The following is a 20,084-nucleotide window of genomic DNA, read 5'->3' as shown; positions in this document are numbered from 1 at the left end:
GCCGCGCGGGTGCTCCGGTCAGGGCCGGCGCAGCTCCCATAGCGCCACCGCGCTGGCCGCCGCGACGTTGAGCGAGTCCACGCCGCCGGCCATGGGGATGGTCACCACCGTGTCGGCGGCCTGCAGCGCGGCGCGCGACAGGCCGTCGCCCTCGGCGCCCAGCATCAGCGCCACTCGCTCGGGGCGCCGTGCGCTGTAGGCGTCCAGCGACACCGCGTCATCGGCCAGCGCGAGCGCGGCCAGCTCGAAGCCGACGTCGTGCAGCGCGGCGCGCGCCTCGCTCCACTCGGGCAGCCGGGTCCAGGGGACCTGGAACACCGTGCCCATGCTCACCCGGACGCTCCGACGGTAGAGCGGATCGGCGCAGCGCGGACTGATCAGCACGGCGTCGGCTCCGAGTCCCGCGGCCGCCCGGAAGATCGCGCCCACGTTGGTGTGATCGACGATGTCCTCCAGCACGACGATCAAACGCGCCCCCGAGATCACGTCGGCGACCGGCGGCAGCGCGGGTCGATGCATCGACGCGAGCACCCCACGGTGCACGGCGTACCCGGTCAGCGACTGCGCGACCTCCGCGGTGACGACGTGGATCGGCACATCGGCGTCGCCCACCAGGGCCTCGGCGTCGGACAGCCACTTGTCCTGCACGAGCACGGAGCGCGGCCGGTGTCCGGCCGCGAGCGCGCGCGAGATCACCTTGGCCGACTCGGCGATGTACAGACCGCCCTCGGGCTCGATGACGCGGCGCAGCGCGACGTCCGTGAGGTCGCGGTAGTCGGCGAGCCGCTCGTCGGCGGCGTCGGAGATCCAGGTCGCACCCATCGCGTCCCATCGTCGCACGGGCCCGGCGCTTCACCGGGCGACGCCGACCGCCGCCCAGGCGCGCGCGGTGATCGTGAACGCCCCCTCGCCGAGCTCGTCCCGCAGGGACCGCTCGAGCCGCGTGATCGCCGCCTCGTCGAGACCGGCGATGTAGCGGCCCGCCGGTCCGACGCCGAGGAGGAACGGCTGCCACCAGTCGTCGAAGCCGTCGAACGAGAGGGTGCTCTCGACGACCTGCTGGGTGATGTCGGCGAGCCCGGCACGCTCGAAGATCTCGACGAGCTGCCCCTCGGAGGCGCCGCTGAGCCCGCCTTCGCCGCGGGCGTCGGGGTCGAGCCGCTGCGCGACCCGCCAGAAGTCCGAGAGGGGGCCCCCTCCCCCGCCGTGGTCCCACACGCACGCCGAGACCAGTCCGCCCGTCGTCGTCACCCGCGCCATCTCCGCGACCCCGCGCACGGGATCCGTCATGAAGTGGACGACCAGCTGGGCGAGGGCCGCCCCGAACTCGCCGTCGTCGAACGGCAGCTCCTCGGCGCGGGCGACCCGGGCGTCCACGCCGCGGCACGCCTCGGCCGTGGCCGCCACGAACGCCGGCTCCGGGTCGACCGCGACGACGGCGTCCGCGCCGCGGCGCCGCACGAGCTCCGCCGTGAGCATGCCTGGGCCGCAGCCGACGTCGAGCACCCGCGCATCGGGCGAGACGCCCACGAGCCCGGCGTCGGCGAAGGAGACCGCGAGCGGAGTCGAGAACCGGCCCATGAAGCGCGCGTAGGCCTCCGCGCTGACACCTCCGAAGCCGCCCACGCGCTCATCCTGGCACGGCGGCCGACGCCGTAACATCCCGGTAAAGCCCGGACCGTACACTCGACCGCGAAGGGGGTGCACCGTGACCTCGATGGCGACCGAACTGGACGCCCGCGCGACGGATGCCGTGGCGCAGGCGATCGCGACGCTCGCCGGGCGCCGCATCGCTGTGCTCACCGGTGCGGGCGTGTCGACCGACTCCGGGATCCCGGACTACCGCGGTGCGGGCGCGCCCGTGCGCACGCCCATGACCGCGGACCAGTTCCTCGCCAGCGACGCGTCCCGCCGCCGCTACTGGGTGGGCAGCCACCTCGGCTGGAAGGCGTTCGCGGCGGCCGAGCCCAACCCCGGCCACCGCGCGATCGCCGACCTCGAGGCGCGGGGGCTCGCCACCGGCGTCGTCACGCAGAACGTCGACGGCCTGCACGTGCGGGCGGGCAGCCGGCGGGTCGTCGAGCTTCACGGCACGATGCGGCGGGTCTTCTGCACCCACTGCGGCCAGGTCTTCGACCGGCGGGACCTCGCGGCACGCGTCGAGGACGACAACCCGTGGATCCGCGTGCCCGAGAACGTCCCGCTCGGGCCGGACGGAGACGTGCTCCCCGAGAGCACGGACGGCTTCCGCGTGCCCGATTGCAGCGTGTGCGGCGGCATGCTCAAGCCCGACGTGGTGTTCTTCGGCGAGTTCATCCCGGCCGGGAAGTTCCGCGAGGCCGAGCAGCTCGTGCACGCCAGTGAGGCGCTCGTCATCGCCGGCTCCTCGCTCGTCGTGAACTCCGGCATCCGGCTCCTCGAGCGCGCGCGGCGGCGCCGCCTGCCCGTGGTGATCGTGAACCGGGGGCAGACCAGGGCCGACAGCCGCGCCACGGTGAAGATCGACGCCGGCACCAGCGAGGTGCTGCGTCTCCTCGCGGACGGGCTGCCGGCGCTCGCCTGATGCCGCGCGGGTAGGCTCGAAGCGTGACCGCGTTGATCCTCATCCGCCACGGCGAGACCGATTGGAACCGCGACCGGCGCATCCAGGGGTCGACGGACATCCCCCTCAACGACAACGGACGTGCGCAGGCGCGCGCGACCGCCGCCCTCCTCCGCGAGCGCCTGTCCGGAGCCGACCAGCCGACGATCGTGTCGAGCGACCTCGCCCGCGCCCGCGAGACGGCCGAGATCATCGCCGGCGAGCTGGGTCTCGCCGCGCCGCGGACCTATCGCGGTCTTCGCGAGCGCGCGTACGGGGAGGCAGAGGGGCTCGGCGTCGACGAGTTCCGCACGCGATGGGGCGACTGGTACACCGCCGAGGTGCCCGGCGCCGAACCGTGGCCGGACCTGCGCGAGCGGGGCATCGCCGCCCTCGGCCGTGCGGTGCGCGACCATCGCCGCGCGACGGCCCCCGTCGCGGCATCCCTCATCGTCGTGAGCCACGGCGCGCTCATCCGCGAGATCATCCGCCACGCGACGGCGGGCGAGCTGCCGCCGGAAGGCGAGCGCCTGCTCAACGGTTCGGCGCACGACTTCGTCTACGAGCGCGATCACCTGCGGCTCATCGCGTACGCAGGCCTCGTGGCCTAGCCTCGATCCACCGCTCAGCCGTCTGCGCGCACCAGGATCCCGCGCGCGTGCCGCAGGACCGGCTCGTCCACCATGCGGCCCTCGTACGAGAACACCCCGCGCTCGCCGCGCGCCGCCTCCAGCACGCCGCGCGCCCACGCCACGGTCTTGTCGTCGGGGCGGTACGCATCGCGGATGATCGTCACCTGGCTCGGGTGGATGCAGGCCGTGGCACGGAAGCCGGATGCCGCGGCATCCGCCGCCTCGATCGCCAGGCGCTTCACGTCGGCGATGTCGAGGTGCACGGCGTCGATCGCCGCCTTGCCGCGCGCGCCCGCCGCGAGCAGCACCTGTGCCCGCGCGTGGCGCGCGATGTCGCGGTAGCGGCCGTTCGGCTTGCGGCTGGACGTGCCGCCGATGCTCGCGACGAGGTCTTCCGCCCCCCACATGAGCGCGGCGACGTTGCCGAGCGCCGCGATGCGATCGGCCTGCGCGACCCCCTTGGCCGTCTCGCACAGCGCGACGACCTCGAACCGGGCGTCGATCTTGGCGATCCGCTTGGGGGACTCGGCCTTGGCGACCATGATCCGCCGGTAGTCCGTCTGCGACAGCGTCGCGAGATCGGCGGCGAAGTCTCCCGTCTCGGGCGGGTTCACCCGCACGATGACGCGCGCCGGGTCCAGCTCCGACTCGATGAGGTGTCCGCGCGCAGCGGTCTTGTCGGCCGGCGCGACCGCGTCCTCGAGGTCGAGGATGACCCCGTCCGCGCGCTGCATCGCCTTGGCGTACCGCTCGGGCCGGTCGGCGGGGCAGAACAGCAGCGCGGGCCCCAGCTCGAAGGTCATGACGTCTCCCCCTCCGCCGGCACGGCGCCGGGCGGCTCGGCTGCGGATGGCGGAGCGCACCACATCAGCGCGGTCCGGGTCGCCTCCGCCACGATCTCGCCGCGCTGGTTGCGGCCGGTGTGGCGGAGCGTCACGATGCCCTGCCCGGGCCGCGAGGCCGAGAGCCGCTTGTCGACGACCTCCGACTCGGTGTACAGCGTGTCGCCGTGGAACAGCGGGGCCGGGAAGCGGATGTCGGTCAGTCCGAGCTGCGCCACGAGGGTGCCCTGCGTGATCTGGGTCACCGATGCGCCCACCATCGTCGCCAGCGTCCACATCGAGTTCATGAGACGCTGCCCGAACGGCTGCGCGTCCGCGTACGCGGCATCCAGGTGCAGCGCCTGCGTGTTCATCGTCAGTGACGAGAACAGCACGTTGTCGGCCTCCGTCGCGGTGCGGCCGGGACGATGCAGGTACCGCGCGCCGACCTCGAGCTCGTCGTAGTACAGCCCGCGCTGCACGATCGCCCGGGCGGCGCCGGCGTCGTGGGGGTCGGGGGTCACCTGTGCCACGCTACCCTCACGCGATGCCGAGCGCCCGGGCGATCACGAGGAGCTGCACCTCGTTGGTGCCCTCGCCGATCTCGAGGATCTTCGAGTCGCGGTAGTGCCGGGCCACCGGGTACTCGTTCATGAACCCGTTGCCTCCGAAGACCTGGGTGGCGTCGCGCGCGTTGTCCATGGCCGCATCGCTCGCGGTGAGCTTCGCGATCGCCGCCTGGGTCTTGAACGGCCTGCCGGCGTCGCGCAGCCGCGCCGCGTGGTGCCACGCGAGCCGGGCGAGGTGCACTCGCTGCTGCATCCGGGCGAGGAGGAACTGGATGCCCTGCCGCGTGGCGAGGGCCTCGCCGAACACCGTGCGCTTGCGCGCGTAGTCGACGGCGGCCTCGAGGCATCCCTCCGCCGCTCCCGTGGAGAGCGCGGCGATCGCGATGCGGCCCTCGTCGAGGATGTGCAGGAAGTTCGCGAAGCCGCGCCCGCGCTCGCCGAGGAGGTTCCCCTCGGGCACCCGCGCGTCCTGGAAGGTGAGCGGATGGGTGTCGGAGGCCCGCCAGCCCACCTTGTCGTAGCCCGGCTCCACCGTGAAGCCCGGCGTGCCGTTCGGCACGATGATGGTCGATATCTCCTTGCGCCCGTCCGTCTCGCCGGTGACCGCGGTGACGGTGACGAATCGGGTGATGTCAGTGCCGGAGTTCGTGATGAACTGCTTCGACCCGTTGATCACCCACTCGCCGCCCTCCAGCCGCGCGGTCGTGCGGGTGGCGCCGGCGTCCGATCCCGCCTCCGGCTCGGTGAGGCCGAAGCCCGCCAGCGCACGGCCGGCGAGGAGGTCCGGAAGCAGCTGCTGCTTCTGCTCCTCGGTGCCGAACCGGAACACCGGCATCGCGCCGAGGCTCACGCCGGCCTCGAGGGTGATCGCGAGGGACTGATCGACCCTGCCCAGCGCCTCGATCGCGAGGCACAGCGCGAAGTAGTCGCCGCCCTGTCCGCCGTACTCCTCGGGGAACGGCAGGCCGAACAGCCCCAGCTCGCCCATCTGGGCGACGACGTCCATCGGCAGCGTGTGCGTGCGGTCGGCCTCGTACGAGCGGGGCGCGACCACCTCCTCGGCGAACTGCCGGGCCATCGCGGCGAGCTCGCGCTCGTCGTCGGTGATGTCGTAGGTGTCGTAGCCGTCCATGGCTGCTCCTCGGGGGTGTCAGGGCGCGGTCGCAGGCGCCTCGTGGGCGTCCGCGTCGGTCTGTGCGGGATGGTCGGATGCCGCGCCCGCCGCGTCAGCGGCTGTCACGTGCGCGAGCACCTGGTCGCGGCGCACCTGGTCGCCGACGCCCACGTCGACGCGCACCACGCCGTCGTGGGGCGCGAGGACGGGGTGCTCCATCTTCATGGCCTCGATGGTGACGATGCGGTCGCCCGTGGCGACATGAGCGCCGTCGGCGACGTGGACCGCGACGACGGCGCCCGGCATCGGTGCGCGCAGTTCGGGATCGGATGCCGCGGCCTCGCGTCGGCGGGCCGCCAGGCGGCGCTCCATCGCGGCGCGCCGGGTGAGCGGGCGGAGCGCCGTGGTGACCCCGTCGACGTGGACCCACAGCAGTCCGTCGGCGGCTGTCGCGAGCTCGACACCCGGCGCAGCCGCGTGGCCGTTGCGGAGGGCGCCGCGCGGGTCCGTTCCCGCGCCCACGACCGGTCCGGGCGCGTCGGCCTCGGTGACGACGACCCCACCGTCGGAGGTCTCGAACGCGGCCGTCGCCGGCGCCGGCGGAGCGCCCATCCGCCACCCCGACAGCTCGTGCCACACCGCCCCGCTGCGTCGAGATCGTGCGTTCTCGCCGAACGACCACGTCCTCGGCGCCGAGGACGTGCTGTCTCGACGAGATGGCGCGATCTCGGCATGAGCCCGGACGAACGACGCGGCGGCGCGGAGCGCGGTCGGGCCGGGCTGCGGAGCGACGAAGGCGGGCATGCGGTCGATGAGCCCGGTGTCCATGTCGCCGGTGCGCACCCCGTCGTCGGCGAGCAGCGTGCGGAGGAACCCGATGTTGGTGTCGAGCCCGAGCACGACCGTGTCGGCGAGTGCGGCGTCCAGGCGCGCGAGGGCGGTCGCACGATCCTCGCCGTGCGAGATGACCTTCGCGATCATCGGGTCGTAGTCGGCCGTGACGACGCTGCCCGTCTCGACGGCGGCATCCGTCCTCACCCCGGCGGCGGGCCGCCACGCGAGCACCTCGCCGGTCGCGGGCAGGAAGCCACGCTCCGGCGACTCGGCGTACACCCGCGCCTCGATCGCGTGGCCGTCGAGGCGCACGTCGTCCTGCGCGAACGACAGGGGCTCCCCCGCCGCGATCCGCAGCTGCTGCTCGACGAGGTCGAAGCCGGTCACGAGCTCGGTCACCGGGTGCTCGACCTGCAGCCGCGTGTTCATCTCGATGAAGAAGAACTCGTCCGGCCGGTCGGCGGCGACGAGGAACTCCACCGTCCCGGCGCCGACATAGTCGACGGATGCCGCGGCGGCGCAGGCCGCGGCGCCGAGGCGTGCGCGCGTCGCCGCGTCGACGGCGGGCGACGGCGCCTCCTCGATCACCTTCTGGTGTCGGCGCTGCAGCGTGCATTCGCGCTCGCCGAGGTGGACCACACCGCCGTGCCCATCGGCGAGCACCTGCACCTCGATGTGCCGGGGCCGCTCGATCAGGCGTTCGAGCAGCAGCGTGTCGTCGCCGAATGCGGCGAGCGCCACCCGTCTCGCGGTCGCGAGGGCGTCGGGCAGCTCTCCGGGAGAGCGCACGACCTGCATGCCCTTGCCGCCGCCGCCCGCGGACGGCTTGACCAGCAGCGGGTAGCCGGACCGTTCGGCGGCGACGGCGATCTCGGCATCCGTCATCTCCGCCGCGCTGAACCCGGGCACGGTCGGCACGCCGTGGGCCGCGACATGCTCCTTCGCGCGGATCTTGTCGCCCATGACTTCGAGGGCTCGCTCGCCCGGGCCGATGAAGACGATGCCGGCCGCGGCGCAGGCCCGCGCGAACGCGACGTTCTCCGACAGGAACCCGTAGCCCGGGTGCACGGCCTGTGCGCCGGCGACGATCGCCGCCTGCACGACGGCGTCGACGTCGAGGTACGAGCGCGCCGCCGCCGCGGGCCCGATGCGCACCGCGGCATCGGCCTCGCGCACGTGCGGCGCCCCGGCATCGGCGTCACTGAAGACGGCCACCGAGCGGATGCCGAGGCGGTGGAGCGTGCGGATCACCCGGCGCGCGATCTCGCCGCGGTTGGCGACCAGGACTGTTTCGAACATGGGTCTCACATCCGGAAGACGCCGAAGCGCGGTTCGGGAAGCGGCGTGCGCGACACGACGTCCAGGGCGAGGCCGAGGAGGTCGCGGGTGTCCAGCGGGTCGACGACGCCGTCGTCCCACAGGCGGGCCGTCGCATAGTAGGGATCGCCCTGCTGCTCGTACTGCGCGCGGATGGGAGCCTCGAACGCGGCCTGGTCCTCGGCCGGCCACTCCTCGCCGCGCGCCTCGATCTGATCGCGCTTGACGGTCGAGAGCACGGACGCGGCCTGGTTGCCGCCCATCACCGAGATGCGGCTCGCCGGCCAGGTCCACAGGAACCGCGGCGAGTACGCGCGACCGCACATCGAGTAGTTGCCCGCGCCGAAGGACCCGCCGATGACCACGGTGAGCTTGGGAACGCGGGTGGTCGCCACCGCGGTGACCATCTTCGCGCCGTCCTTCGCGATGCCCCCGGCCTCGGCATCCCGCCCCACCATGAAGCCCGAGATGTTCTGCAGGAACAGCAGCGGCACCCCGCGCTGGTCGCACAGCTCGATGAAGTGGGCGCCCTTCTGGGCCGACTCGCTGAACAGGACGCCGTTGTTCGCGACGACGCCGACGGGATGCCCGTGGACGCGGGCGAACCCGGTGACCAGCGTGTCGCCGTACTCGCGCTTGAACTCGTGGAACTCGCTGGCATCGACGAGGCGCGCGATGACCTCGCGCACGTCGTAGGGCTGGTTCACGTCGACCGGGACGACGCCGTACAGATCGGATGCCGCCACCGCCGGCTCCCGCGACGGCGCGACGTCCCACGCCGGCTCGGCGGGCCCGGGCAGCGTGGCGACGATGTCGCGCACGATCTCCAGCGCGTGCTCGTCGTCTTCGGCGAGGTGGTCCACGACGCCCGAGCGGCGGGCGTGCAGCTCTCCCCCGCCGAGCTCCTCCGCCGTGACGACCTCGCCGATGGCCGCCTTCACCAGCGGCGGTCCGCCGAGGAAGATCGTGCCCTGATCCCGGACGATCACGGTCTCGTCGCTCATCGCGGGCACGTAGGCGCCCCCGGCCGTGCACGAGCCGAGCACGGCGGCGATCTGCGGGATGCCGGCGGCCGACAGCCGCGCCTGATTGAAGAAGATGCGCCCGAAGTGATCGCGGTCGGGGAACACCTCGTCCTGCATCGGCAGATACGCCCCGCCGGAGTCGACGAGGTAGATGCACGGGAGCCGGTTCTCGAGCGCGATCTCCTGCGCGCGCAGGTGCTTCTTGACCGTGAGCGGGTAGTAGGTGCCGCCCTTCACCGTCGCGTCGTTGCACACCACCATGACGTGGCGCCCCTGCACCAGCCCGATGCCGGCGATCACCCCGGCGGCGGGGGCGTCGCCGTCGTAGAGGCCCTCGGCGGCGAGGGGCGCGACCTCGACGAAGGGACTCCCCTCGTCGAGCAGGCGCGCGACCCGGTCGCGCGGCAGCAGCTTGCCGCGGGCGACGTGCCGCTCCCGCGAGGCGGGAGGTCCGCCGAGGGATGCCGCCGCCAGCCGCTCGCGCAGCTGCTCCGCCAGCTCCCGTTGGGCGTCTCGCGTGCGCGTGAACGCATCGTCGTGCACCGCGTCGGTGGTCAGCACGCTCATCTCGCCCTCCGTGTCATCCCCGTCGACGTCACGATCGGATCACGCCGGTTGTCCGGACGCGATCGCATTGGTTAGTGTTCACTAACTGAGCTTTAGGTTAGCGGTTGTTAACTCGAACGACAAGCGGAGTGCGGAGATGACGAGCGGCGCCACCGACCGCGAACGCGCGAAGGCAGACCGGCACGCGGCGATCCTCCACGAGGCCGCCGCCCTCTTCGCCGAGCGCGGGTTCAGCGGCGTGAGCCTCGAGGACATCGGCGGCGCCGTCGGCGTGAGCGGCCCCGCGCTGTACCGGCACTTCGCCAACAAGCAGGCGCTGCTGGGCGCCATCCTCGTCGAGGTGAGCGAGCGCCTGCTCGCCGGCGGGCGGGAGGTCCTCGCCGCGCACGACGAACCCGTCGCCCAGCTCGACGCGATCATCGACTTCCACGTCGAGTTCGCCCTCCGCGACGCCGACGTCATCCGCGTGCAGGACCGCGATCTGGCGAGCCTCAGCGACGCCGATCGCCACACCGTGCGGCGACTGCAGCGCGAGTACGTCGAGGTGTGGATCGGCATCCTCGCCGCCGTGCATCCCGATCGCGACGAGGACGACCTCCGCGTCCGCGCCCACGCCTGCTTCGGCCTCATCAACTCGACGCCGCACACCGTGCGCGCGACCCGCTCACGGCCCGGCGCCGGGGACGTGCGCGGCATCCTCCGCACGATGGCGCAGGCCTCCCTCACGGCCTGAGCCGCGGAAGGCCCTAGTCTGGACCCACCATGGCGGGGCATGGGCACGACGACGACGACGGCGGGGCGGGCCGCGTCGAGGCCACCGAGACGCCCGCGACTCCGCCTGCGCCCGAAGCGCTCGATCAGAGCTCCCGCCGCGACTTCCTGAAGCTCGGCGGCATCGCCGCCGCGGGACTCGTCGTCGGCGGCGGCGTCGGAGCGGCCGCCGGCGCCGCGATCGGACACGCGGTCGGCTACCGGGAGGGCTCGCTCGACCTCGGCGCCGTCGCGCCGCGATCCGAGCCGGGCTTCGACCACATCGTCGTCCTGATGGGCGAGAACCGGTCTTTCGACAATCTCCTCGGCTGGCTCTACACGCCCGATACGCTGCCGGACGGCGAGACGTTCGACGGGCTGGCGTTCGGCGACTACGCCAACATCGCGCCCTCCGGCGAGCGCGTGAGCGTGCACGCGTACTCGGGCCCGACCGACGACGTCATGGCGCGCCCCGACCCGGACCCCGGCGAGGAGTTCCCGCACGTCAACACGCAGCTGTTCGGCACGGTGCACCCAGCGGGCAATGCCGCCAGCCAGGTCGGCGACATGGTGGCGCCGTTCAACGCGCCGTCCTCGGGCACGGCCGCGACCATGGAGGGCTTCCTCCGCGACTACTGGAACAACCTGATGCGGCTGCGGCACGGCAAGGCGCCGACCCTCGACGAGGCGTCGCACATCATGGGCGGCTTCTCGCCCGAGCATCTCCCGGTGCTGTCGACGCTGGCCAGGGGCTTCGCCGTCTTCGACGCGTGGTTCGCCGCCGTGCCGTCGCAGACGTACTGCAACCGGTCGTTCTTCCACGCCTCCACCTCGCACGGGTACGTCACCAACAAGCACGGCGGCGGCTACGACAAGTGGCTCGACGCCGATGCGGCGCCGACGATCTTCAATCGGCTCGAGGACGCCGGGGTGTCCTGGAAGGTGTACTTCGACGAGATGCAGCTCGTCTCGCTCACCGGCATCCTCCACGCTCCGGTGCTAGAGGAGTACTGGCGGACCGGGCGGTTCGGGCACATGTCGGAGTTCTACGACGATGCCGCCGCCGGCCGCCTCCCGGCGTACTCCTTCATCGAGCCCCGGCTGGTCTACAACCACAACGACTTCCACCCGCCGTTCGGGACGCTTCGCGAGAGCGACGTCGAGGGCGAGGACGTCATCGACTCCGCCGTGTCCGACGTGCGCAACGGCGAGAAGCTCGTCGCCGACGTCTACAACGCCGTGAAGACGTCCGCAGCGCCGGACGGATCGAACGCGATGAACACGCTCCTGCTCATCACCTTCGACGAGCACGGCGGCACGTACGATCACGTCCCTCCTCCCCCCGCCACGCCGCCGGTCGCCGACGACGCTCCGGGCGAGATGGGCTTCGCCTTCGACCGGCTCGGGGTGCGCGTCCCGGCGATCGCCGTATCGGCCTACACGCGCGCGGGGACCGTCGTCCACGACGAGATGCACCACGCCGCCGTGATCGCGACGCTCGCACGCCTGCACGGGCTCCGCCCGCTCACGCGCCGCGACGCCGAGGCGAACGACCTCTTCTCGATCGTCAACCTCGACGCGCCGCGCGACCCGGCGACCTGGCCCGTCGTGCACGCGATGTACGTGCCGCCGAACCCGCACGAGGACGAGGCATCCGACCTGAAGGACGGCCCCCACAAGCACAAGCCGCTCAGCCCGCCGGGCCGCGGCCTCCTCGGCCTGCTGCTCGCGAAGTACGGACCGCCCGGCGCCCCGGAGCCGCAGAGCTACGCGGAGGCGTTCGACGTGCTGCAGAAGCACGGCCTCGGGCTGTTCTATCCCAAGACGTCGTGAACGGATGCCGCCACCGGCGACGCCGCTGCGCGGCAGGCGTCCGGCGGCGGCAGACCGCTCACTGCAGGAGCATCGCCCTCCCCGGCTCACGGAGGATGTCGGCCACCTCCACGAGGAACCGCGACCCCTGCTCCCCGTCGACGAGACGGTGGTCGAACGACAGCGCCAGCGTCATCACGTCGCGCAGCGCGATCTCACCGCGGTGCTCCCACGGCTGGCGCCTCACCGCACCCAGCGCGAGGATTCCGGCCTCGCCCGGGTTGATGATCGGGGTGCCCGCATCCACCCCGAACACGCCGACGTTCGTGATCGAGAAGGTGCCGCCCATCATGTCGGCGGGTGCCGTCTTGCCGGCGCGCGCGGTGTCGGCGAGAGCCCGGATCGCGTCGGCGAGCTCGGCCAGATTCAGCTCCTGCGCGTCGCGGATGTTCGGCACCACCAGGCCGCGGCCGGTGGCGGCCGCGATGCCGAGGTTGACGTAGTGGTGCTCGACGATCTCGCCGGCCTGCTCGTCCCAGCGGGAGTTCAGTCCCGGGTGCCGCGCGAGTGCCAGGCATACGGCCTTGGCCGCGACGGCCATGATGCCGATCCGGTGCTCCTGCAGTGCCCGGTCCGCCTTCAGCGAGGCGATGAGCTCGCTCGTCGCGGTCACGTCGGCGGTGAGGAACGTCGTGACGTGCGGCGCGGTGAAGGCGCTGCGCACCATGGCGTCGGCGGTGAGCCGGCGCACCCCGCGGATCGGGGTGCGCGTGGTCCGCTCGCCGGCGGCGACGGGCCGCGGCGGCTCGAACGCCTCGACCGGCTCGGCGGCGGCCGGCTCGGCGGCGACCGCCCCGACCCGCGTCGCATACGCCTCGACGTCGGCCCGCGTGATCACGCCCGACGCCCCCGTGGCCTCCACGAGGGCCAGGTCGATGCCCAGCTGCTTGGCGTACTTGCGCACCGGCGGCGTCGAGCGCGGCCGCTCGATCGGGCGCTCGACGTCGCCGAGCTGGATGGCGTCGTGCGGCGCCGCCTCGAGCACCGCCGTGTCGGACGCCGCGGCGGCCGCGGCGGCGACGCGCGCGCGGCGCTGCGGGCGGGCGGAGCCTCGCGGGGCCGCGCCGTACCCGACGAGGTTCGGCTGGCCCTGCTCGGCCGCCTCAACCGGCTCCGGCCGCCGTGACGCCTCGGCCGCGGGGGCCGAGGCGTCGGCGTGCGCGACGCCGGCCTCCTGGGCGGGCGCCGAGGGCGAGGCATCCGTCGCCGCGGTGTCGAAGGAGATGAGCACCGATCCGACGGCGATGACGTCGCCGGGCTCGGCGTGGAGCGCCGTGACGGTGCCGGCGTGCGGCGACGGCAGCTCGACGACCGCCTTCGCGGTCTCGACCTCGGCGATCGTCTGGTTGAGCGTCACGGTGTCGCCCACCGCGACCATCCACTGCACCAGCTCGGCCTCGGGCAGGCCTTCGCCCAGATCGGGGAGTCGGAAGTCCTGGGTCATGAGTCCAGCACCCCCGAGAGGCTGTTCGGGCGGTCCATCACGCGATCGACGGCGTCGAGGATGCGGTCGAGGTCGGGAAGGTGGTGCTTCTCCAGCTTCGCGGGCGGGTAGGGGATGTCGTGCCCGGTGACGCGCTGCGGCGCGGCCTCGAGGTAGTTGAAGCAGCGCTCGGTCACGCTCGCGATCAGCTCGGCGCCCACGCCCGCCTCGCGCGCGGCCTCGTGCGTGACGACGACCCGGCCGGTCTTGCGGACGGATGCCGTCACGGTGCGGTAGTCCACCGGCGAGATCGATCGCAGGTCGATCACCTCGATCGAGACGCCGTCGTCCTCGGCCGCGGTGGCGGCGTCGAGGGCGGTCCCTACCTGCGAGCCGTACGTCAGCAGCGTCACGTCGCTCCCCTCCCGCGCGACGCGCGCGAGGCCCATCGGCGGCGCATCGGCGAGTTGCACGTCCAGATCGACCTCGCCCTTGGAGTGGTACAGGCGCTTCGGCTCGAAGTAGACCACGGGGTCGTCGGAGGCGATCGCCTGGCGCAGCATGACGTACGCGTCCTGCGGATTGGACACGGCGATCACCCGGAGGCCGGAGGTGTGGACGAAGTAGGCCTCGGGGGACTCGGAGTGATGCTCGGCTGCGCCGACGCCCCCCGCCCAGGGGATGCGGATCGTGATCGGCATCGTCACGTTGCCGCGGGTGCGGTAGTGGAGCTTGGCCACCTGGCACACGATCTGGTCGAACGCCGGATACACGAACCCGTCGAACTGGATCTCGACGACCGGACGGTAGCCACGGAACGCGAGGCCGACGGCCGTGCCCATGATGCCCGCCTCGGCCAGCGGCGTGTCGACCACGCGCTGCGCGCCGAACTCGGCCTGCAGACCGTCGGTGATGCGGAACACGCCGCCGAGCTTCCCGATGTCCTCGCCCATCACGAGCACCTTCGGGTCGTCGGCCATCGCGCGGCGGAGCCCTTCGTTGATGGCCTTGGCCATCGTCAGCTGCACCATCGTCACGCCCCCTCTGCCGCCGGGGCGAACCCGTCGAGGTAGGCGCCGAACCACTCGCGCTGCTCGTCGATGCCCGAATGGGGCTCGGCGTAGACGTCGTCCAGGACGGTGAGCGGCGCGCGCGTCGTCGCGGTCATGGCGGCCTCGCGCACCGAGGCGGCCAGGGCGTCGGCGTCGGCCTCGACGCTCGCGACGAAGGCCTCGTCGAACTCGCCCTGCGTCCGCAGCAGCGCCTCGACGCGGGAGATCGGGTCGCGGCGGCGCCACATCTCGACCTCCTCCTTGTCGCGGTAGCGCGTGGGGTCGTCCGACGTGGTGTGCGGTCCCATCCGATATGTGACGGCCTCGATGAAGGCCGGTCCGTTCCCGCGGCGCGCGTTGTCGATCGCCCAGCGCATGGCGGCGAGGCACGCGAGGACGTCGTTGCCGTCGATGCGCATGCTCGGGATGCCGAAGCCCGGCGCGCGGCCGGCGATCGGGAACTTCGCCTGCACGGTGACGGGCTCGGAGATCGCCCACTGGTTGTTGGTGCAGACGAAGACGACCGGTGCGCCGAAGGACGACGCGAAGACCATCGCCTCGTTGACGTCGCCCTGGCTGGACGCGCCGTCGCCGAAGTACGCGACGGAGACCTGGTCGGTGCCGTCGCGCTGGATGCCCATCGCGTACCCGACGGCGTGGAGCGCCTGCGCGCCGATGATGATCTGCTGGGTCGCCGTGTTGAGCTCGTACGGGTTGTAGGTGGAATGCTCCTCGCCGCGCCAGGCGAGGACGAAGTCGGAGGGCTTTCCGCCGCGCGCGTACACCACGCCCGTCTCTCGATAGCTCGGGAAGGCGAAGTCGTCGGCGCGGAGCGCTCTGGCGGTGCCGATCTGCGTGGCCTCCTGGCCCTGGCACGGCGGCCAGAGAGCCAGCTGGCCCTGGCGCTGCAGGGCCACGCCCTCCGTGTCGATGCGCCGGAGCAGGACCATGTCCCGGTACAGGCCGCGCAGCGCGGCCGCGTCGACGTCGGCCACCCAGCGGTCCAGTTCGGGGTCGGCGATGCGCTCGCCGTCGGGGGTGAGCAGCCGCGCGACATCGTCGATGTCGGTGGCGAGATCCGCCGTCGGGGTCAGGGTGTGCGTCATCGTCATCACTCCTCGTTGCGGGCCCCCTCGTGAGGAGCCGCTTCGCGTGCGCCGGCTTCGTCGCCGACTGATTCGAGGCTACGTCCGCCAGGCACCTCGCTCAAGCATCTGCGTTCGACTTGAGCATGTTGACAACTATCACCCCCCGGAGGCGTGCTAACGTTTCGCACTATGGGTGCCCTCGATCACGTCGACCTGGAGCTTCTCGCCGCGCTCTCCGCGGACCCCCGCGCGACCGTCGTCGCCCTCGCGGAGCGGCTCGGACTGTCGCGCAACACCGTGCAGGCGAGGATGGCCCGGCTCGAGCGCGCGGGCGTCTTCCTCTCGTACGAGCGCGCCATCTCCTCCGCCTCGCTCGGCTTTCCCATCGAGGCGTTCATCAGCGTCATCGTGCGCCAGGCGGATCTGCCCCGCATCGCGGTGGAGCTCGCGCGCGTGCCGGAGGTCGTCCAGGCGCACGGCCTGTCGGGTCAGGTCGACCTGCTGGTGCGGGTCGCGTGCCGCGACACGCAGCACCTCTTCGACACCGACGCCCGCATCCTCGCGATCGAGGGCGTCGAGCGCACCGAGACCTCGCTCGTCATGGGCGAGGTCATCCCCCACCGCGTCACGCCGCTGATGGAGCTCGCGCGACGCGAGTGATCGCCGGCGAATACGCGGTCAGGAGATGACCGCGGCCTCGCCCCTCGGATTCCCGCTCGAGGACGCATCGGCGCGCACGAGCACCACGCCCGCGAGGAGAAGCGCACCGCCCACGAACTGGATGGGCGCGGGCACCTCCGCGAGGAAGATCCAGGCGAACGCGAGCGCGAACAGCACCTCCGACAGCCCGACGAAGGACGCCACCCGTGAGCCGATGCGCGGAACAGCCATGACGCCGAAGGCGTAGCCGAGCGTCGTGGCGACGCCGGCGACCCAGAGGATCGGCATCCACCACGGCACTTCCACGCCGGCGAGGACGACGTCGACGGCGGGCGCCCGGAACGGCATGAGGCCGGTGAGGCACAGCAGGCCCATCACCAGCGCGCCCGTCAGCAGACCGCTCGCCGCCAGCGCGAGGGGCGGAAGGTCGTCGCCGGTCCGCTCCGAGATCACGAAGTACGCGCACACGCACACGGCCGCCGCGAGCGCGAACAACGTGCCCAGCAGGTCGAACGACGCCCCGGAGATGTCGACGACGAGCACCAGGCCGGCGATCGCGACGACGGACCCCCACAGCACGAGGCCGGACGGGCGCCGGCGGGTGCGCAGCCAGACGGCGGCGACGAGCATGACCGGCGCGAGGTACTGGATCAGCAGCGCGACGGCCACGGGCATCCGCTGCATGGCGGAGAAGAAGAACAGCTGGCAGCCGAGCACCGGCATCAGGCCGAATCCCACGATGAGCCGCCAGTGCCTCCGCAGGAATCCCGGCTGCCGCCGCATCGCGAGCAGCAGCGCCGGCGACAGGACGAGCCCCGCGACCCCCATGCGCACGAGCAGCGCCGCCCCGAGCGACCAGCCCGCCTCGAGCAGGGGTTTGACGAACGGACCGCTCGACGAGAACGCGAGTGCGGACGCGATGCCGAGCAGCAGCCCGGTCGTGCGCAGCCGAGCGCCGGACGCGACGGCCGCGCCGGGGGCGATGACGGGGAGGGGCGCGGTCGAGGCGGTCATGGGCGGCATCCGACTGTCAGGAGTGAAACGTGCTTACACTGGTGACGGTACTCGCGTCGGACGTCAGGAGTCAACATGGTTTTCATCCATGACACGCAGCAGAGCCTGCGCGCCGCCGCGTATCTGGTCAACACGATGCCCGGACGCGACGGCGACGACACCCTCACCACCGCCGACGACTTCGAGGAGTACCTGCGGGTGAACCCCTACACGGGAGCGATCCGGCGCGACGAGACCGAGCTGTCGGCCCTGCGCGCCATCCGGCCGCGGCTGCGCCGGCTCTGGGAGGTCGACCGCGACGGCGCGGTGCCGCTCGTGAACGGGATGCTCCGCGACGGGCACGCCCTCCCCCGCCTCGTCATCCACGACGGGTTCGACTGGCATGTCCACGCCACGAGCGACGACGCACCGCTGGCCACGCGGGTCCTCGTCGAGGCGGCGATGGCCTTCGTCGACGTCATCCGTGCCGACGAGTACGACCGCGTGCGGATCTGCGCGGCCGACGACTGCGACGGCGTCTACGTGGACTACTCGAAGAACGGCTCGAAGCGCTACTGCGACACCGGCAACTGCGGCAACCGGATGAACGTCAACGCGTACCGGCGTCGGAAGGCGCGAGAAACCGCGTGATGGCGCCGGCCGCGGTCGCCGGCGTCTCGTAGTGGATGAGGTGCCCCACGTCGGCGATCTCGACGAGCTCCGCCGCCGGGAACATGGTCGCCAGGCGCCGCTCCGCCTCGATGGGGGTGATGTCGTCGCGCTGCGCCGCGACCAGCAGCGTCGGCTGCGCGATGCGCGGGGCGAACGCGCGCACGTCGTGCGAGACCGACGCGACGAACGCGTCGCGCAGCACGTCGCGATCGGCGAAGCGCGAGAAGTAGGTGTCGTGCTGATCGTGCACGAAGCGACGGATGCCGCGATCCCTGGTCTTGGCCATCGACTCGCTCATCACGCGCACGATCAGGCCGTTGCGCAGCAGCGCCTCGCCCAGCCGCCGGGGAAGCCGCGCTCCTGCCCAGTAGTAGAACACCGCGAGCCGCGTGAGGATGCCCCGCGGCCCCTCCAGCGCGGGGGCGCCGATGGGGTTGACGAGGATCACCCGCGGGGTGTCCAGCCCGCCCGCCACGGCGGCCGCCACCACGATCGAGCCGAACGAGTGACCGAGGATCACGGCGCCGGGGGCGACGGCACGCGCGAACTCCTCCAGCCACTGCGCATACAGCTCGAGGTCGTGCGTGCGGCCGGGGACGGGCGGCGTCTCGCCGAACCCGGGCAGATCGGGTGAGATGACGCGGATACCGGGAAGGTGCGCCACCACCGGTTCGAGACCGTGGTGCTCGCCGCGGAACCCGTGAACCGCGACGATCGTGGTCGGCGCGTCGGCCGGCCCGTAGACCCAGTACGCGGTGGTCCCTCCCAGCACGCTCGCCTCGTGCCGCTCGACGGGGATCTCATCGAGCAGACGCGCGTACGGGTTGACGGAGGTCACCCGTCGAGTCTACGAGCCCGCCGCGTGCCCGCATCGCGCGGAGCGCCTGACCCGGGATGTCGGAGCCGGCGCATACCGTGAGCGGCATGAGCCACCGGCATCCCGATCAGCTGGCGTTGTGGGATGTCCCGGAGTGGCTCCAGGTGGTGGGGGTCTTCGACCTCGAGACCACGGGGGTCGACGTCACGGCCGACCGCATCGTCACCGCGCACGTCGGGCTCCTCGACGCCGAGGGCGGGGTGATCCGCGCCCGCGACTGGCTCGCCGATCCGGGGGTCGAGATCCCCGACGGGGCCAGCGCCATCCACGGCATCTCCACGGCGCACGCCCGCCTCCACGGGCGCGGCGCGCGCGAGGTCGTCGACGAGGTCGTGACGGCGCTGCGCGCCCTGCTCGACGCCGGCATCCCGGTGGTCGCCTACAACGCGCCCTTCGATTTCTCGATGCTGAAGTACGAGGCGCTGCGCCACGGCGTCCCGCCCATCGAGCGCCCGTCGCCGGTGATCGACCCGCTCGTCGTCGACAAGGCGTACGACCGCTGGCGCCGGGGCAAGCGCACGCTCGAGGTCGTCGCCGCCCACTACGCGGTGCGCCTCGACGCCGCCCACGAGGCCTCGGCGGACGCCGTGGCGGCGGGCCGCGTCGCGCAGGCCCTCGCCGAGCGCTTCGCGCCCTGGCTCCCCACGACCGTGCACGAGCTCCACACCCGGCAGATCGGGTGGGCCCGCGCGCAGGCCGAGAGCCTGACGGAGTACTTCATCCGCGTCGGGCGCATCGACCCCGACGACCGGCTCGACGGCCGCTGGCCGATCCGCTGACGCCGCACACGCAGAAGACCCCGCGCGGGGCGGGGTCTTCCGGGGCGGCGGACCGTCGACGGTCCGCTGCGCGGCGGCTTACTTGGTGCCGAAGTTCTTGAAGCGCTGGTTGAACTTCTCGACGCGGCCGGCCGAGTCCATGATGCGCTGCTTGCCCGTGTAGAACGGGTGCGAGGCCGACGAGATCTCGACGTCGATGACGGGGTACTCGACGCCGTCGAGCTCGATCGTCTTGTCGCTCGACACCGTCGAGCGGGTGAGGAAGGTCTCGCCCGAGCCGAGGTCACGGAACACGACGGCCTGGTAGTCCGGGTGGATGTCAGTCTTCATGATGGTCCTTTGAGGATGGTGCCCTGGATTTTGCCAGGGCGGTCAAAGTCTGCGGTGCTTGCGCACCAAAGAGCGAGTCTACCAGCCCAGGGCCCGCTCGCCGAACCGCCGTTCCACGGCGCGCGAGC

The 20,084-nt window shown here is 72.4% G+C and carries 20 protein-coding genes; 7 read left to right on the top strand and 13 right to left on the bottom strand.

The genetic code is table 11. The annotated features are described in order from the left end of the window. Positions 1–18 precede the first annotated feature (18 nt). Both V6R91_RS27670 and V6R91_RS27665 read right to left on the bottom strand, forming a co-directional pair. Entirely contained in the window at positions 19–822 is an 804-nt protein-coding gene (locus V6R91_RS27670; RefSeq protein WP_336397908.1) for a TrmH family RNA methyltransferase, read from the bottom strand. A 30-nt stretch (positions 823–852) separates the two neighbouring features. Beyond that, a complete protein-coding gene (locus V6R91_RS27665; RefSeq protein WP_336397907.1) occupies positions 853–1,626 on the bottom strand; it encodes a class I SAM-dependent methyltransferase in 774 nt (257 codons plus the stop codon). A 91-nt stretch (positions 1,627–1,717) separates the two neighbouring features. On the opposite strand from V6R91_RS27665, the gene V6R91_RS27660 reads away from it, so the two are divergent. Both V6R91_RS27660 and V6R91_RS27655 read left to right on the top strand, forming a co-directional pair. Then, positions 1,718–2,563 (top strand): Sir2 family NAD-dependent protein deacetylase, encoded by an 846-nt coding sequence (locus V6R91_RS27660; RefSeq protein WP_336397906.1) that lies wholly within the window; start codon positions 1,718–1,720, stop codon positions 2,561–2,563. Between the two features lie 23 nt (positions 2,564–2,586). Beyond that, on the top strand, positions 2,587–3,192 hold the full coding sequence (locus tag V6R91_RS27655) for a histidine phosphatase family protein (RefSeq protein ID WP_336397905.1): 606 nt from the start codon (positions 2,587–2,589) through the stop codon (positions 3,190–3,192). A gap of 14 nt (positions 3,193–3,206) precedes the next feature. Here V6R91_RS27655 and V6R91_RS27650 read toward each other — a convergent pair whose 3' ends face one another. The 5 genes from V6R91_RS27650 to V6R91_RS27630 are packed head-to-tail and all read right to left on the bottom strand — an operon-like array spanning position 3,207 to position 9,460. Next, positions 3,207–4,016, bottom strand: coding sequence for an HpcH/HpaI aldolase/citrate lyase family protein (locus tag V6R91_RS27650; RefSeq protein ID WP_336397904.1), 810 nt, complete (start codon positions 4,014–4,016; stop codon positions 3,207–3,209). Continuing rightward, positions 4,013–4,558: a MaoC family dehydratase gene (locus V6R91_RS27645; RefSeq protein WP_336397903.1), complete on the bottom strand. Its 546-nt coding sequence runs from the start codon at positions 4,556–4,558 to the stop codon at positions 4,013–4,015. The genes V6R91_RS27650 and V6R91_RS27645 overlap by 4 nt, the downstream gene beginning before the upstream one ends. Before the next feature lie 16 nt (positions 4,559–4,574). Then, complete coding sequence (locus V6R91_RS27640; protein WP_336397902.1) at positions 4,575–5,735, bottom strand: acyl-CoA dehydrogenase family protein; 1,161 nt, start codon at positions 5,733–5,735, stop codon at positions 4,575–4,577. Positions 5,736–5,753: 18 nt separating this feature from the next. Beyond that, complete coding sequence (locus V6R91_RS27635; protein ID WP_336397901.1) at positions 5,754–7,850, bottom strand: acetyl/propionyl/methylcrotonyl-CoA carboxylase subunit alpha; 2,097 nt, start codon at positions 7,848–7,850, stop codon at positions 5,754–5,756. A gap of 5 nt (positions 7,851–7,855) precedes the next feature. Further along, the gene (locus V6R91_RS27630; RefSeq protein ID WP_336397900.1) at positions 7,856–9,460 is read right to left on the bottom strand and encodes a carboxyl transferase domain-containing protein; all 1,605 of its coding nucleotides are present in this window, start codon (positions 9,458–9,460) and stop codon (positions 7,856–7,858) included. Positions 9,461–9,596: 136 nt separating this feature from the next. Here V6R91_RS27630 and V6R91_RS27625 point away from each other — a divergent pair, with 136 nt between their 5' ends. Beyond that, positions 9,597–10,193: an SACE_7040 family transcriptional regulator gene (locus V6R91_RS27625; protein ID WP_336397899.1), complete on the top strand. Its 597-nt coding sequence runs from the start codon at positions 9,597–9,599 to the stop codon at positions 10,191–10,193. Positions 10,194–10,222: 29 nt separating this feature from the next. After that, positions 10,223–12,043: an alkaline phosphatase family protein gene (locus tag V6R91_RS27620; RefSeq protein WP_336397898.1), complete on the top strand. Its 1,821-nt coding sequence runs from the start codon at positions 10,223–10,225 to the stop codon at positions 12,041–12,043. A 58-nt stretch (positions 12,044–12,101) separates the two neighbouring features. On the opposite strand, the gene V6R91_RS27615 is transcribed toward V6R91_RS27620, so the two are convergent. Genes V6R91_RS27615 through pdhA form a run of 3 tightly spaced genes read right to left on the bottom strand, consistent with a single transcriptional unit; the run spans position 12,102 to position 15,669 of the window. Continuing rightward, a complete protein-coding gene (locus tag V6R91_RS27615) occupies positions 12,102–13,526 on the bottom strand; it encodes a dihydrolipoamide acetyltransferase family protein (RefSeq protein ID WP_336397897.1) in 1,425 nt (474 codons plus the stop codon). Then, complete coding sequence (locus V6R91_RS27610; protein WP_336397896.1) at positions 13,523–14,536, bottom strand: alpha-ketoacid dehydrogenase subunit beta; 1,014 nt, start codon at positions 14,534–14,536, stop codon at positions 13,523–13,525. Before V6R91_RS27610 ends, V6R91_RS27615 begins: the two co-directional genes overlap by 4 nt. A 2-nt stretch (positions 14,537–14,538) precedes the next feature. Next, positions 14,539–15,669 carry a pyruvate dehydrogenase (acetyl-transferring) E1 component subunit alpha gene (gene pdhA / locus V6R91_RS27605; protein ID WP_336397895.1) on the bottom strand — a complete coding sequence of 377 codons (1,131 nt, stop codon included), beginning with the start codon at positions 15,667–15,669 and terminating at the stop codon, positions 14,539–14,541. 165 nt (positions 15,670–15,834) lie between these two features. Here pdhA and V6R91_RS27600 point away from each other — a divergent pair, with 165 nt between their 5' ends. Further along, positions 15,835–16,305 carry an Lrp/AsnC family transcriptional regulator gene (locus tag V6R91_RS27600; protein WP_336397894.1) on the top strand — a complete coding sequence of 157 codons (471 nt, stop codon included), beginning with the start codon at positions 15,835–15,837 and terminating at the stop codon, positions 16,303–16,305. 18 nt (positions 16,306–16,323) lie between these two features. Here the strand turns inward: V6R91_RS27600 and V6R91_RS27595 are convergent, their stop codons facing one another. Then, entirely contained in the window at positions 16,324–17,319 is a 996-nt protein-coding gene (locus V6R91_RS27595) for an EamA family transporter (RefSeq protein WP_336397893.1), read from the bottom strand. A 75-nt stretch (positions 17,320–17,394) separates the two neighbouring features. Between V6R91_RS27595 and V6R91_RS27590 the strand changes: the two genes are divergently transcribed. Next, entirely contained in the window at positions 17,395–17,949 is a 555-nt protein-coding gene (locus tag V6R91_RS27590) for a CGNR zinc finger domain-containing protein (RefSeq protein WP_336397892.1), read from the top strand. Here the strand turns inward: V6R91_RS27590 and V6R91_RS27585 are convergent. Continuing rightward, positions 17,909–18,808 carry an alpha/beta fold hydrolase gene (locus V6R91_RS27585; RefSeq protein WP_336397891.1) on the bottom strand — a complete coding sequence of 300 codons (900 nt, stop codon included), beginning with the start codon at positions 18,806–18,808 and terminating at the stop codon, positions 17,909–17,911. The two genes, V6R91_RS27590 and V6R91_RS27585, sit on opposite strands and share 41 nt — an antisense overlap. Positions 18,809–18,894: 86 nt before the next feature. Between V6R91_RS27585 and V6R91_RS27580 the strand changes: the two genes are divergently transcribed. Further along, positions 18,895–19,626, top strand: a complete 732-nt coding sequence (locus V6R91_RS27580) for an exonuclease domain-containing protein (protein ID WP_336397890.1) — start codon at positions 18,895–18,897, stop codon at positions 19,624–19,626. A gap of 78 nt (positions 19,627–19,704) precedes the next feature. Here V6R91_RS27580 and V6R91_RS27575 read toward each other — a convergent pair whose 3' ends face one another. Beyond that, on the bottom strand, positions 19,705–19,956 hold the full coding sequence (locus V6R91_RS27575; protein WP_336397889.1) for a type B 50S ribosomal protein L31: 252 nt from the start codon (positions 19,954–19,956) through the stop codon (positions 19,705–19,707). Between the last annotated feature and the right edge of the window lie 128 nt (positions 19,957–20,084).

The organism is Microbacterium sp. CCNWLW41, assembly GCF_037083505.1.
This window is presented reverse-complemented; position numbering and strand designations above follow the sequence as displayed.